Source organism: Sphingomonas sp. DC1600-2 (genome assembly GCF_049897605.1).
Taxonomy (GTDB): Bacteria; Pseudomonadota; Alphaproteobacteria; order Sphingomonadales; family Sphingomonadaceae; genus Sphingomonas.
Genome location: NZ_JAFCWO010000001.1, coordinates 385,048 through 398,543, shown reverse-complemented (window position 1 = coordinate 398,543; position 13,496 = coordinate 385,048). Strand labels below are relative to the sequence as shown.

Below are 13,496 nucleotides of genomic sequence, written 5' to 3'. Positions count from 1 at the left end.
TATTGCGAGTCACTCGCATTGTCAACGCTATTGCGATTTATTCGCATTTTTGCGCCGCCAACACCCAGCTTCGCAAAGCGCTGGCAAGGTTGGGGGGATCGTCCGCAAGGATCCGCACCGAATCGATTTGCGCGATCAACGCGTTAAGCGGCAGCAGGCGCATTTCCGCCTGCTCCTCCAGCGCACGCCAGAAGATCGGCTCCAGACTGATCGACGTTGGGTGTCCGGCAATGGTGACCGAGCGCTTGACCGGGCCGATAAACCCGCCCGGGGGCGCTTCAACCACGCCCTCGCCCCATCGGGGCGTCGAAAAGGGCGGCGATCTGCTCTATGATCGTACCCCCTAGCTGTTCCGCATCCATGATCGTCACCGCGCGCGCATAATAGCGCGTCACGTCATGGCCGATGCCGATCGCCGCCAGTTCGACCGGCGACTTGGCTTCGATCCAGCCGATCACCTGCCGCAAATGGCGTTCGAGATACGACCCGGAATTGACGCTCAGCGTCGAATCGTCGACCGGCGCGCCGTCCGAGATCACCATCAGGATCTTGCGTTCCTCGGGCCGCGCGATGATCCGCGAATGCGCCCAGAGCAGCGCCTCGCCATCGATATTTTCCTTTAGCAGCCCCTCGCGCATCATCAGCCCAAGCGAGGTGCGTGCGCGCCGCCACGGCTCGTCGGCCTTCTTATAGACGATGTGGCGCACGTCGTTCAGCCGCCCCGGCTGCGGTGGCCGCCCGGCGGCGAGCCAGGTCTCGCGCGATTGTCCGCCCTTCCACGCGCGCGTGGTGAAGCCGAGGATCTCGGTCTTGACCCCGCACCGCTCCAGCGTGCGCGCCAGAATGTCCGCGCTGATCGCCGCGATCGAAATCGGGCGTCCGCGCATCGACCCCGAATTGTCGATCAGCAGCGTCACCACCGTGTCGCGGAAATCGGTTTCGCGCTCGACCTTGTAGCTCAGCGACAAGGTCGGGTTGACCACGATCCGCGCCAGCCGCGCCGCATCGAGAATGCCCTCTTCCTGGTCGAAATCCCAGCTGCGGTTCTGCTGCGCCATCAACCGGCGTTGCAGGCGGTTGGCGAGCTTGGTCACTGCCCCCTGCAAATGCACCAATTGCTGGTCGAGATAGGAACGCAGCCGCGTCAGTTCATCCGCATCGCACAGATCGGTCGCGGCGATGACTTCGTCATAGGCGGTGGTCCATGCTTTATATTCGAATTGCGGCGCGAAATCCGCGAACGGTCGGTTGGGGCGCACCGGGAGCATCCCCTCCTCGCCTTCGTCGCCGGGCTCGCCGTCCATATCGTCGAACGAATCGTCGCTTTGCTCGGTGCCTTCGCCCTCTTCGCTGTCGGAATCCTGCTCGGACCCGCGCGCCTCGATTTCGCCTTGGCCCTGTTCGCCTTCGTCCTCGCCTTCGTCGCCCTGATCGTCCTGCTGCTCTTCCGAGCCTTCATCCTCGGAACCGCCTTCCTCGGATTCGTCGGGGATCATGTCCCCTTCGATCAATTCCAGATCTTCGAGCAGCTTGGTGGTCAGGCTGGCAAAGGCGCGCTGATCGTCGATCGCGAGCCCCAGCGCATCGAGGTCGCGCCCCGCTTTCTGTTCGATCCAGTCGCGGACGAGCTCGAGCCCCGGCACGGTGGCGTCGGGCGGCGGGGCACCGGTCAAGCGTTCGCGCACGATCAGCCCGAGCGCGGTCGACAGCGGCACCTCGTCGCGCGTCCGTGCGCGCGTGATCGGGTCGGCGCGCAACCGCGTCTCCAGCGCAACGTCGAGATTGGCCGCGATCCCGGCATAACCGCGCGCGCCGAGTGCCTCTACGCGTGCGCCCTCGACCGCATCGAACACCGCACGCGCCACCGCCTCGTGCGGGGCGATCCGGCCGTGCAGCGCGGTGTCGTGATAACGCAGCCGCAGCGCGAAGCCGTCGGCGAAACCACGCGCCTCGGCCACTTGCTCGGGCGGCAGCGTGCGCGCGGGCATCGGCACCTTGATGTGCTTGCCTGACTGGCTCGGCGAATCGGCGGTGAAGGCCAGCTCGATCTCGGGCTCATGCGCAACCGCGCGCGCCGCGCCGCCCAGCACGGCCTTGAAACGATCGAGAGGGGTCTCAGTAGGCACGGCTCAGCTCCGGCGACACGCTATGCCTGCGGACAAAAAGGGCAAGACGATGGATCATGGCGTCCCTGCTACCAGATTGCGGCGCGTCGGAAAGCGGGGATGTTCCGATACTATCCTTCGATCCTCGGCAGGTCAGATGCAGCGGCGGCATCCCTGCGACCGCGTAGGTAGCCCTCAATCGTGCTGACCCGGTCGCGCAGCGCGACATGGCTATCCGCCAGCCGCGTCAGGCCGTCGCTGAGCGCGGCCAGTTTTTTCTCCAGCCCATTCATACGCTCTTGATAGGTCAAAACGGCCTTGACGAGCCCGAACGCCTTTTCGCTCGTGCTCACGCCGGGTCGCCTGCCAAGGCGCGATCGATCGCCGCGCAGGCGCGGTCGATCGATTCATTCATCGCGTCCAACTGGCGGTTCCACTTCGCAAGGCTGATTTCAAGCTCCGGCAGCACCAGGGCGAGCGCCTCATCATAACTGTCCGCTTCGCTTTGCCCCCCAGCAAGGTATCGGGTCGAAGCCTCACGCAGGACATGCCCAACGGATTTTCCCGCGCCGGACGCATAAGAGTCTAGCGCGGCCTTGTTCTCGGGCGTGGTCAGAAAGGTGACACGTTCGGTCTGCATCGCGGCACTCCTTATCATATGATTATAAGGTTTTCGCGCCCTTGCGACAAGATCCCCTCACAGCGGGATGTTGTCGTGCTTCTTCCACGGGTTCTCCAACTGCTTGCCACGCAGCTTGCGTAAGCCCAGCGCGATGCGGCGGCGGGTCGAGTGCGGCTGGATCACCTCGTCGATGAACCCCTTGCTCGCCGCCACAAACGGGTTCGCGAAGCGCGCCTCATACTGTGCGGTCTGCTCGGCAATTTCCTCGGGCGTGCGGCCGCGAAAGATGATTTCGACCGCACCCTTCGCGCCCATCACCGCAATCTCGGCGGTCGGCCAGGCGTAATTGAGGTCGCCGCGCAAATGCTTGGACGCCATCACGTCATACGCCCCGCCATAAGCCTTGCGCGTGATGACGGTGATCTTGGGCACGGTCGCTTCGGCATAAGCGAACAGCAGCTTGGCACCGTGCTTGATGATGCCGTTCAGCTCCTGCGCGGTGCCCGGCAGGAAGCCCGGCACATCGACAAAGGTGACGATCGGGATTTCGAAGGCATCGCAGAAGCGCACGAACCGCGCCGCCTTCTTGGACGAATTGATGTCGAGGCACCCAGCCAGCACCATCGGCTGGTTGGCGACGAAGCCGACCGTGCGCCCCTCGATCCGCCCGAAGCCGATAATGATGTTCGCGGCATGGGTCGGCTGCACCTCGAAGAAATCGCCCTCATCGACGGTCTTTCGGATCAGCTCGTGCATGTCATAGGGCTGGTTGGCCGACGCTGGCACCAGCGTGTCGAGCGACTCCTCGACCCGGTCCCATGGGTCCGACGAGGGACGTTCGGGTGCGCCTTCGCGGTTGGAGGCGGGCAGGAAATCGATGAAATCGCGCGCCGCCAGCAGCGCCTCGATATCGTTTTCGAACGCGACATCGGCCACGCCGGATTTGGTGGTGTGCGTCACCGCGCCGCCCAATTCCTCCTGCGTGACGATTTCGTTGGTCACCGTCTTCACCACATCGGGCCCGGTGACGAACATGTAGGACGAATCCTTCACCATGAAGATGAAGTCGGTCATCGCCGGGGAATAGACCGCGCCGCCCGCGCACGGCCCCATAATCAGGCTGATCTGCGGCACCACGCCGCTCGCCAAAACATTCCGCTGGAACACCTCGGCATAGCCGCCAAGCGAAGCGACGCCTTCCTGGATGCGCGCGCCGCCGCTGTCGTTGAGGCCGATCACGGGTGCCCCGACCTTCAGCGCCATGTCCATGATCTTGCAAATCTTCTGCGCATGGCGTTCCGACAGCGAACCGCCGAACACCGTGAAATCCTGGCTGAACACGAACACCAGCCGACCGTTGATCGTGCCCGATCCGGTGACGACGCCATCGCCCGGAATCTTCTGCTCGGCCATGCCGAAATCGACGCAATTATGTTCGACATACATATCAAGCTCTTCGAACGAGCCTTCGTCGAGAAGCACATCGAGCCGCTCGCGCGCGGTCAGTTTGCCCTTGGCATGTTGCGCAGCGATGCGTTTCTCGCCCCCGCCCATGCGCGCGGCTTCACGTTTACGTTCCAGTTCGGCGATGGTCGAGGACATGGTCACTCCCTAAAACCCGTTGTGCGCTCTTTTCGCGGTTTGGCGACGGAACGCAACCCATGCACCCTTGCCAAGCACCAGCAGGGAACGGCAAATGCGCGCCCATAGGAGACCAAGATGTCCGAGCAGGAGCTTTATCCCGTCCCGCCCGAATGGGCCGCCCACGCCCGCATCGATGCGGACGGCTATGACCTGCTTTATGGCCGTAGCCTGGCCGATCCCGGCAGCTTCTGGCTCGACCAGGCCAAGCGGCTCGACTGGATCAAGCGCCCGGAGATCGCTGGCGACTGGTCGTTCGACAAGGCCGATTTCCACATCCGCTGGTTCGCCGACGGCAAATTGAACGTCGCCGCCAATTGCCTCGACCGGCATCTGGCAAAGCGCGGCGGCGACACGGCGTTGATCTGGGAGCCGGACGAACCGAGCGAGCAGCCCCGCCGCTTCACCTATGCCGAGCTCCACCAGGAAGTGAGCGTCTTCGCCAATGTGCTGAAGGCGCAAGGCGTCGCCAAGGGCGACCGCGTCACCATCTATTTGCCGATGATCCCCGAGGCCGCGTTCGCGGTGCTCGCGTGCGCGCGGATCGGCGCGATCCATTCGGTGGTGTTCGCCGGCTTCTCACCCGAAGCGCTCGCCGGGCGGATTGAGGATTGCGGATCGACCATCGTCATCACGGCGGACGAAGGGCGGCGCGGCGGCAAGCGTGTGCCGCTAAAGTCCAATGTCGACGCCGCCGCCGCCCACGCACCTGGCCTCAAGACCGTCCTCGTGGTGGCCGCCACGGGTGCAGAAGTGCCGTTCGATGCGAGGCGCGACCGCTGGTATCATGAAGCGCGCGAGGGCGTTCCCGCCACCTGCCCGCCCGAGCCAATGGGCGCCGAAGACCCGCTGTTCATCCTCTATACCTCGGGCAGCACCGGCCAGCCCAAGGGTGTAATGCACACCAGCGGCGGCTATCTGCTGTGGGCCAGCCTGACCCACGAACTGTGCTTCGATTATCGCCCTGGCGATGTGTGGTGGTGCGCGGCGGATATCGGCTGGGTGACCGGCCACAGCTACATTCTGTACGGCCCACTCGCCAATGGCGCGACGACGCTGATGTTCGAAGGCGTGCCCAATTGGCCCGATGCCAGCCGCATCTGGCAAGTGGTCGATCGCCACAAGGTCCACACGATCTTCACCGCCCCGACCGCGCTCCGCGCGCTGATGAAGGATGGCGATGATTTTGTGGCCCGGACCGATCGCAGCTCGCTCAAGCTGCTTGGCACCGTCGGCGAACCGATCAACCCCGAAGCATGGCGCTGGTATCACGAAGTCGTCGGCGGCGGACGCTGCCCGATCATCGACACCTGGTGGCAGACCGAGACCGGCGGCGCGATGATTGCCCCCATGCCCGGTGCGACCGCGCTGAAACCCGGTTCGGCGACCAAGCCGATGCCCGGCGTTGACCCGCAACTCGTCAACCCGGAAGGCGAGGTGCTGAGCGGCGCGACCGAGGGCAATCTCGTCATCGCGCGGAGCTGGCCGGGGCAGATGCGCGGTGTGTGGGGCGATCGCGAACGCTTCTTCCAGACCTATTTCACGACCTATCCCGGCAAATATACCACCGGCGACGGCGCACGCCGCGATGCCGATGGCTATTGGTGGATCACCGGTCGCGTCGATGACGTCATCAACGTCTCGGGCCACCGCATGGGCACCGCCGAGGTCGAAAGCGCGCTGGTGCTGCACCCGGAAGTAGCCGAAGCCGCCGTCGTCGGCATGCCGCACGATATCAAGGGCCAGGGCATTTACGCCTATGTCACGCTCAATTCAGGGAACACCCCGTCCGAGGCGTTGCGCAAGGAGCTGATCGGCTGGGTCCGCAAGGAAATCGGCCCGATCGCCGCGCCCGACAAGCTGCAATTCGCGCCAGGCCTGCCCAAGACGCGCTCGGGCAAGATCATGCGCCGCATCCTGCGCAAGATCGCCGAGGGCGACGTGTCGAGCCTGGGCGATACCAGCACGCTCGCCGATCCGTCCGTGGTCGATGATCTGGTAGCCAACCGCGTGGCCTGACGCCCGCGCAGGCACGTGTTGCGGAGCCCCCACCCCACTGTTATGGTCAAGCATAACACAGGTTTTAGGGGGCTCCTTCATGCGTATATCCACCTTCGCCCGGCTCGCCGCCGCGGCCGCCATCGTCGCGCTCGCGGCACCCACGCTTGCCAAGGATGCCAAGAGCGGGCCGCGCTACGGCACCTTCGGCGTCGATCTGACGACGCAGAACAAGGCGATCAAGCCGGGCGACGATTTCTGGACCTTCGCCAATGGGGCGTGGGACAAGCGCACGCAGATCGCCGCAGATCGCACCTCGGCCGGCTATTGGGTGGTGATCAGCGACGAAGCCGAGCAGCACGTCCGCGACATCCTGACCGATCTTGCCGCCAATCCCTCAAGCTTTGGTGCATCGGGCAAGCAGATCGGCGATCTCTATGCGAGCTGGATGGACCAGGCCGCGATCGATGCGCACGGCACCGCGCCGCTCCAGCCCTATCTCGCCAAGATCGCCGCCGTGCAGGACAAGGCCGCACTGCAGACGCTGTTCGCCAGCGTCGGCTATGCCTCGCCGGTCGAGCTCGGCCAATTGCCCAATCCGTCCGACCCGACCCGCTATGTCGCTGCCGCCAGCCAGGGCGGGCTCGGCATGGGCGGGCGCGATTACTACCTGCTCGAAGGCGCGAAATATGACGGCTTCCGCAAGGCCTATCGCGACTATGTGATCCAGATGCAGACGCTGGCGGGCATCCCCGATGCCGCGACCAAGGCCGATGCGATCATCGCGCTCGAAACCGCGATGGCCAAGGAGCAGTGGAGCCCCGAGCGCCAGCGCAATCTGATGGAAATGTTCAAGCCGATGGACCGTGCGGGCATGAAAGCGCTCGCGCCGCAATTCGACTGGGATTTGATGCTGAAGACCGCCGGGCTCGACAGCATCCCGACCGTGATCATGGCGACCAGCACCGCGCTGACCGCCAATGGCAAATTGCTCGATTCGGTGCCGCTGCAGACATGGAAGGACTGGGTCGCGTTCCGCTTCGTCAGCGATCACGCACAATTCCTGCCCAAGGCGTTCGACGATGCGAGCTTCGCCTTTTACGGCAAGACGCTACGCGACCAGCCGACCCAGCGCGACCGCTGGAAGCGCGGTGTTGCCCTCGTCAATGGTGCGTTGGGCGAGGCGGTCGGGCAGATTTACGTGGCGCGCTATTTCCCGCCCGAGAGCGAAGCCAAAATGGGCGAGCTGATCGGCGATCTGCGCGGCGCACTTGGCGAAAGGCTCACGGCGAATAGCTGGATGGACGCCAAGACCAAGGCGGCGGCGCTTGCCAAGCTCGACAAGTTCGACCCGCGCATCGGCCACCCGGTCAAGTACATCGACTATGCCAGCCTCAAGATCGATCGCGGCGATCTGCTCGGCAATGCGATGCGCAGCGGCGAGTTTCAGCACCAGCTCGATCTCGACCGGCTGACCAAGCCCGTCGATCGCAGCCTGTGGGACATGACCCCGCAGACGGTGAACGCCTATTACAATCCGCTCTCGAACCAGATCACCTTCCCCGCCGCCATCCTGCAGCCGCCCTTCTTCGATCCCAAGGCCGATGCCGCGGTCAATTACGGCGCGATCGGCGCGGTGATCGGGCATGAAATCGGCCACGGCTTTGACGATCAGGGCAGCCTGTTCGACGGGACCGGCAAGATCAGCAACTGGTGGACGCCCGAATCCAAAAAGGCCTTCACCGCGCGCACCGCCGTGCTCGGCAAGCAATATGACGGCTATGAACCGATCCCCGGCACGCACATCAAGGGGTCGCTCACCATGGGCGAGAATATCGGCGATCTCGGTGGCGTGGAAATGGCCTATGCCGCCTATCAGCGCTATCAGGCCAAGCACGGCAAGGCACCCGTGATCGGCGGGCTGACCGGCGACCAGCGCTTCTTCCTCGCCTGGGCGCAAGTCTGGCAGGAAAAGGACCGCGAAGGCGCGCTGCGCCAGCAATTGCTGACCAATGCGCACAGCCCGGCCTTCTTCCGCGTCAACGGCGTCGTGCGCAATGTCGATGCCTGGTACAAAGCCTTTAACGTCAAGCCCGGCGACAAGCTGTACCTCGCCCCCGCCGACCGGGTGCATATCTGGTAAGGTGAATGAGACCGGTCGTCCTTCCCGCCGCGCGGGAAGGGCGATCGGTTACCGCAGCAGCACCAGTTCCTCCGCCATCGACGGATGCAGTGCGACCGTCTGGTCGAAGGCGTCCTTGGTCAGCCCGGCCTTCACCGCCACTGCCGCCGCCTGCAAAATCTCGGGTGCATCTGGACCGATCATGTGCAGCCCGAGCACCACGCCGGACTCGGCATGGCACACCATCTTGTACAGTGCGCGTTCGTTGCGGCCGGCCAGCACATTCTTCATCGGGCGGAAGTCCGAGGTATAGACCTTGACCGAACCGAACTTGTTCTTCGCCTGCGCCTCGGTCAGGCCGACGCCCGCCATCGGCGGATGGCTGAACACCGCGCTCGGGATATTCTCATAATCGACACGGTGCGGCTTGTTGCCAAACAGCGTATCGGCAAAGGCCTGCCCCTCGCGGATCGCGACTGGGGTCAGTTGCACGCGATTGGTCACGTCGCCGACGGCATAGATGCTGTCGCAGCTCGATTTGTTGTCGGCATCGACGACGATCGCGCCCTTGTCGTCCAGCGCAACGCCCGCCGCTTCCAGGCCCAGCCCCGCGGTATTGGGGGTGCGTCCGGTCGCGAACAGCACGCAATCGACCTCAATCGGTTCATGATTGGTCATCGACACCAGCAAGCTGCCATCGGCCTGCTTCTCGATGCCGCGGAACGCCGCGTTGAAGCGGAAATCGAGGCCCTTCATCATCGAGATCTGCAGCAGCCGGTCGCGGATCGATTCGTCATAACCGCGCAGGATCACATCGCTGCGGTTGATCAGCGTCACCTTCGCGCCGAATTCGTTGAAGATACCGGCAAATTCATTGGCGATATAGCCCGCCCCCGCGATCAGGATGCGCTTGGGCACGGCGTCGAGATGGAACACTTCGTTCGAGGTGATGCCATGTTCGTGCCCCGGGCATTCCGGCACCACCGGCGTCGCGCCGACCGCGATCAGAATGTATTTCGCGGTCACCTCGCGCCCGTCGCCCAGCCGCACGCTGTGCGGCCCGGTCACCTCCGCGCGATCGAGGATGATGTCGACGCCATTGTTGTTGAGCGTGGCGGTATAGGCACCGTTGATGCGGCTGACTTCTTCCATGACGTTGTCGCGAAGGCGGACCCAGTCGAAGCCGAGATTGTCGGGCACGTCCCAGCCGAAGCGCTTGGCGTCCTTCAGATCCTCGGCGAAATGCGCGCCGTAGACGAGCAGCTTCTTGGGCACGCAACCGCGGATAACGCAGGTGCCGCCGACGCGATATTCCTCGGCCACCGCCACCTTCGCACCATGCGCCGCCGCAACGCGCGACGCACGCGTGCCGCCGGAGCCGGCACCGATGACGAAGAGGTCGTAATCATAAGAAGCGGTGGTCATTGAAAGCTCCGTTAAGGAAATTCAGCGCAAGCCCGCGCGCCGCATCGGCATCGCGTCGATCGCGGCGATCAGGGTTGCGGGGGTAATCGGATCGGTCTGGCGCAGGGCTACATGCCCGTCCTTGCCGATCAACAGGACCGTGAAACGATCACGCGGTAGCGACCAAAGCTGGCGCAACGCCGCCGCGGAATCGCGCACGCCCGCCACGCGATCCGCCATGACCGTGACGATCACGACGTCGCGCGCGGCGAGCGGTTCCTGGCTTGCAGCAAGCGCAGCGATCTGCTGCTGCGCTTGCCGATCGGTTTCGGCGGGCGCGGCGATGACAAGCAATCGGTGGTGATGACGCATCTCCACCACCGATTGGGTCATCAACGCCAGCGCCGCCAGCAACATCAGCCGAACGCGCGCTTGATCAGGTCGGTGGTCGACACGTCGAACTCTTGCCCGCCCGCATCGGCCGCCTTGGCCATTTCCTTGCCCAACTCGACGCCGAACTGGTCGAACGGATTGATGCCGAGCAGCACGCCATTCACGAACACGCGCTGCTCGTAAAACGCGATCAGCGCGCCGAGCGTGCGCGCGTCGAGCACTTCGAGCAGGATCGTCGAGCTTGGCCGATCGCCCGAATAGCTGCGCGCGAGATCGTCATTGGGCCGCCCCTTCATCAGCGCCGCCCCTTGCGCAAAGGCATTGAGCAGCAATTGGCGGTGATGTTCCTCGGCCAGCGTATCGCCCGGCTCGATCACCGCGACGAATTCGACCGGCACCAGATGCGTGCCCTGATGCAGCAACTGGAACACGGCATGCTGCGCATCGGTGCCGACCCCGCCCCAGGTGATCGCCGCGCTCGGTCGGCCGAGCGGCTTGCCGTCGATCGTCACGCCCTTGCCGTTCGATTCCATTTCCAGCTGCTGGAGATAGGACGGCAGCAACCGCAACCGCTCGTCATAGGCGAAGGTCGCGCGCGTCTCGGCGTGGCGGACCTGCGTGTAATAGAGATCGGCAAACGCTGCCAAAGCCGGCGCATTCTGGCTGAGCGACGTCTGGCGGAAATGGCGGTCCATTTCGCCCGCACCGTCGAGCATGTCCTGGAAATTGTCCCATCCGAGCGCCAGCGCCGCCGGGAAGCCGATCGACGACCACAGGGAATAGCGCCCGCCAACCGACTCGGCGAAGGGCAGCACGCGCGTTTCATCGACGCCCCATTCGACCGCCTTGTCGGGGTCGGCGGTCAGCGCAACGACGCGGCCATAAACGTCATCCACCCCGCCTTCGCCCATCCACTGCAGCACCGATTCGGCGTTGGTCAGCGTTTCCTTGGTGGTGAAGGTCTTCGACGCGATCACCAGCAACGTGGCGGTCGGATCGAACTTCTTGAACACCTCTTCCAGTGCCGCACCGTCGATGTTGGAGACGATCGCGACGTCGTAGCGGCTGTCTTCGCGCCCCAGCGCGTCGATCAGCAGATCGGGCCCAAGTGCCGATCCGCCGATGCCCACGTGCAGCACATGGCGAATCGGCCCGAGCGCCTCGCCCTCGATCGCGTCGATCAACGCGCGCATGCGCGCGTGCAGCACCCGGGCCTGGGCGACATCGTCGACACTGCCTTCGCCACGCTCGGCGACATGGGTGACGGCGCGGCCTTCGGTGGTGTTGATGATCTCGCCCGCGAACAGCGCCTCGCGCTTGCCCGCCAGGTCCTGCGCCTTGGCCAGCGCCTCGAACGCGGCCACCGCTTGCGCCGTCAAATGCGTCTTCGACCAGTCGAAATGCAGGCCAGCCACATCGACGCTGAAGGCCGCCAGCCGGTTGGGGTCTTCGGCGAACAGGGTTTCCAGGCGCGGCGCGGGCAAGGCTTCGATCGCGGTCCAGTCGGCAGGCATTAGGGCACCTCTTTGGTCAATGGGGGCGGGGGGAGGGTCCGCCTTAGATTGCCCTAGCGCCGCGCGGTTACAACCGCCAGCTTGACGCGACACCGGAGCCGCACCAAACCGCGCGCATGGCCGACCCCACCTCCCCCGCCCGCAAATCCGAAACGCGCGAGACGCTCGTCTTCTTGCTGAAGCTCGCGGTGATCGTATTCGTGTTCCGCAGCTTCGTGTTCGCGCCGTTCAGCATCCCGTCGCAATCGATGCTGCCGCGATTGTACATCGGCGACTATCTGTTCGTGTCGAAATGGAATTACGGCTATTCGCGCTGGTCGCTGCCGTGGGGCGTTCCGCTGATCCCGGGCCGCATCCTTGGGCGCGATCCGGCACGCGGCGACGTGGTGGTGTTTCGCGGCCCGCCCGGAGAGGATCACGATGTTATCAAGCGCGTGATCGGCCTGCCCGGCGACACCATCCAGATGCGCCACGGCCAGGTGATTCTCAACGGCACGCCCGTGCCCAAGGTCCGTGTCGCCGATTTCACCATCCCGCTCAGCCCGAATTATCCCGGCGGCAGCGAATGCCCGAGCGAGTTCGAGGACAGCCTGAACGGCACCCCGATCTGCCGCTATCAGCAATTCCGTGAGACGCTGCCGAACGGCAAAAGCTACAACGTGCTCGACCGGGGCGAGCAGCCCAATGCCGATGAGACTGGCGTCTATGCCGTCCCCGCCGGGCATATCTTCGTGATGGGCGACAATCGCGACGACAGCGGCGACAGCCGCTTCGATCCGCCCGAAGGCATGGGCATGGTGCCGATGGAGCGCGTCGAGGGCAAGGCAGTCTTGTCGTTCTTCTCGACCGATGGTTCGGCCAACTGGTTCCTGCCGTGGACGTGGTTTTCGGCGGCGCGCTGGAGCCGGATCGGGGCAGGTTTTTGAGCAACACGCTGCACGACTGGCTGACCGCGGCGCTGGGCCACGCCCCGCTCGACCTGATACCGTTCGAACGCGCGCTGACGCATGGCAGTCAGGCCGCAGCGAATTATGAGCGGCTCGAATTTCTGGGCGACCGCGTGCTCGGGCTGGTGATGGCCGAATGGCTGTTCGAGCTGTTCCCGGGCGAGCCCGAGGGCGCCTTGTCCAAGCGGCTGAATGCGCTGGTGACGGGCGCGGTCTGCGCCGATGTCGCACGCGGCCTTGGCGTCGCCGCGCAGCTCCGCCTCGGCAAGCAAGCGCGCGACGATGGCGCGGCCGACAGCGACAATGTGCTGGGCGACGTGATGGAGGCACTGATCGGTGCCTTATACCTCGAAGCGGGGCTGGACGGCGCGCGCCGCGCGATCCGCAAGATCTGGGCGGACCGCCCCAGCCGCCAGATCGCCGCCCCGCAACACCCCAAATCCGCGCTGCAGGAATGGGCCGCCGCGCACAACCGCAAGACGCCGGCTTATGACGTGGTCGAGCGCTCTGGCCCCCACCACGCCCCGCGCTTCCGCGTAAAGGCCACGCTCGGCACCTTTGCCGAAGCCGAAGCCGAAGGCAGCTCCAAACAGGAAGCCGAAACGGCGGCGGCGGCGGCGTTGCTCGCCAAATTGCGCTAAGCGCGCGACAGGTTCAGGGCGAACGGTGTATGGGGGGCGGACGGTATCGTTACTTCCGTTCGCCCTGAGCCTGTCGAAGGGCACCTTCCCACACGGGCGAGGCTGACAT

Annotated in this window: 12 protein-coding genes; 4 read left to right on the top strand and 8 right to left on the bottom strand. The window is 64.7% G+C overall.

Annotated features, from left to right (window positions below; genetic code table 11):
• Nucleotides 1-37: 37 nt before the first annotated feature.
• From ACP7BL_RS01860 to ACP7BL_RS01840, 5 genes are all read right to left on the bottom strand, one after another.
• Complete coding sequence (locus tag ACP7BL_RS01860) at nucleotides 38-286, bottom strand: ribbon-helix-helix domain-containing protein (protein WP_033964539.1); 249 nt, start codon at nucleotides 284-286, stop codon at nucleotides 38-40.
• Complete coding sequence (gene cobT, locus ACP7BL_RS01855; RefSeq protein WP_033964541.1) at nucleotides 279-2,126, bottom strand: cobaltochelatase subunit CobT; 1,848 nt, start codon at nucleotides 2,124-2,126, stop codon at nucleotides 279-281. Before cobT ends, ACP7BL_RS01860 begins: the two co-directional genes overlap by 8 nt.
• 110 nt (nucleotides 2,127-2,236) lie before the next feature.
• Nucleotides 2,237-2,458: a hypothetical protein gene (locus tag ACP7BL_RS01850; RefSeq protein WP_126845096.1), complete on the bottom strand. Its 222-nt coding sequence runs from the start codon at nucleotides 2,456-2,458 to the stop codon at nucleotides 2,237-2,239.
• Complete coding sequence (locus ACP7BL_RS01845) at nucleotides 2,455-2,745, bottom strand: hypothetical protein (protein WP_033964542.1); 291 nt, start codon at nucleotides 2,743-2,745, stop codon at nucleotides 2,455-2,457. Before ACP7BL_RS01845 ends, ACP7BL_RS01850 begins: the two co-directional genes overlap by 4 nt.
• A gap of 57 nt (nucleotides 2,746-2,802) precedes the next feature.
• A complete protein-coding gene (locus tag ACP7BL_RS01840) occupies nucleotides 2,803-4,329 on the bottom strand; it encodes an acyl-CoA carboxylase subunit beta (RefSeq protein WP_426257465.1) in 1,527 nt (508 codons plus the stop codon).
• 117 nt (nucleotides 4,330-4,446) lie between these two features.
• Here ACP7BL_RS01840 and acs point away from each other — a divergent pair, with 117 nt between their 5' ends.
• Together acs and ACP7BL_RS01830 are read left to right on the top strand one after the other, a co-directional pair.
• Nucleotides 4,447-6,387, top strand: coding sequence for an acetate--CoA ligase (gene acs / locus ACP7BL_RS01835; protein ID WP_426257464.1), 1,941 nt, complete (start codon nucleotides 4,447-4,449; stop codon nucleotides 6,385-6,387).
• Between the two features lie 79 nt (nucleotides 6,388-6,466).
• Complete coding sequence (locus ACP7BL_RS01830; RefSeq protein WP_426257463.1) at nucleotides 6,467-8,509, top strand: M13 family metallopeptidase; 2,043 nt, start codon at nucleotides 6,467-6,469, stop codon at nucleotides 8,507-8,509.
• A gap of 48 nt (nucleotides 8,510-8,557) precedes the next feature.
• Here the strand turns inward: ACP7BL_RS01830 and gorA are convergent, their stop codons facing one another.
• The 3 genes from gorA to pgi are packed head-to-tail and all read right to left on the bottom strand — an operon-like array spanning nucleotide 8,558 to nucleotide 11,799.
• On the bottom strand, nucleotides 8,558-9,913 hold the full coding sequence (gorA, locus tag ACP7BL_RS01825) for a glutathione-disulfide reductase (RefSeq protein WP_426257462.1): 1,356 nt from the start codon (nucleotides 9,911-9,913) through the stop codon (nucleotides 8,558-8,560).
• Between the two features lie 21 nt (nucleotides 9,914-9,934).
• Nucleotides 9,935-10,309 carry a DUF4174 domain-containing protein gene (locus tag ACP7BL_RS01820; protein WP_426257461.1) on the bottom strand — a complete coding sequence of 125 codons (375 nt, stop codon included), beginning with the start codon at nucleotides 10,307-10,309 and terminating at the stop codon, nucleotides 9,935-9,937.
• Complete coding sequence (gene pgi / locus ACP7BL_RS01815; RefSeq protein ID WP_033964572.1) at nucleotides 10,309-11,799, bottom strand: glucose-6-phosphate isomerase; 1,491 nt, start codon at nucleotides 11,797-11,799, stop codon at nucleotides 10,309-10,311. The genes ACP7BL_RS01820 and pgi overlap by 1 nt, the downstream gene beginning before the upstream one ends.
• A 116-nt stretch (nucleotides 11,800-11,915) precedes the next feature.
• Here pgi and lepB point away from each other — a divergent pair, with 116 nt between their 5' ends.
• Entirely contained in the window at nucleotides 11,916-12,725 is an 810-nt protein-coding gene (gene lepB, locus ACP7BL_RS01810; protein WP_033964547.1) for a signal peptidase I, read from the top strand.
• Entirely contained in the window at nucleotides 12,722-13,387 is a 666-nt protein-coding gene (rnc, locus tag ACP7BL_RS01805; protein ID WP_033964548.1) for a ribonuclease III, read from the top strand. Before lepB ends, rnc begins: the two co-directional genes overlap by 4 nt.
• Nucleotides 13,388-13,496 lie beyond the last annotated feature (109 nt).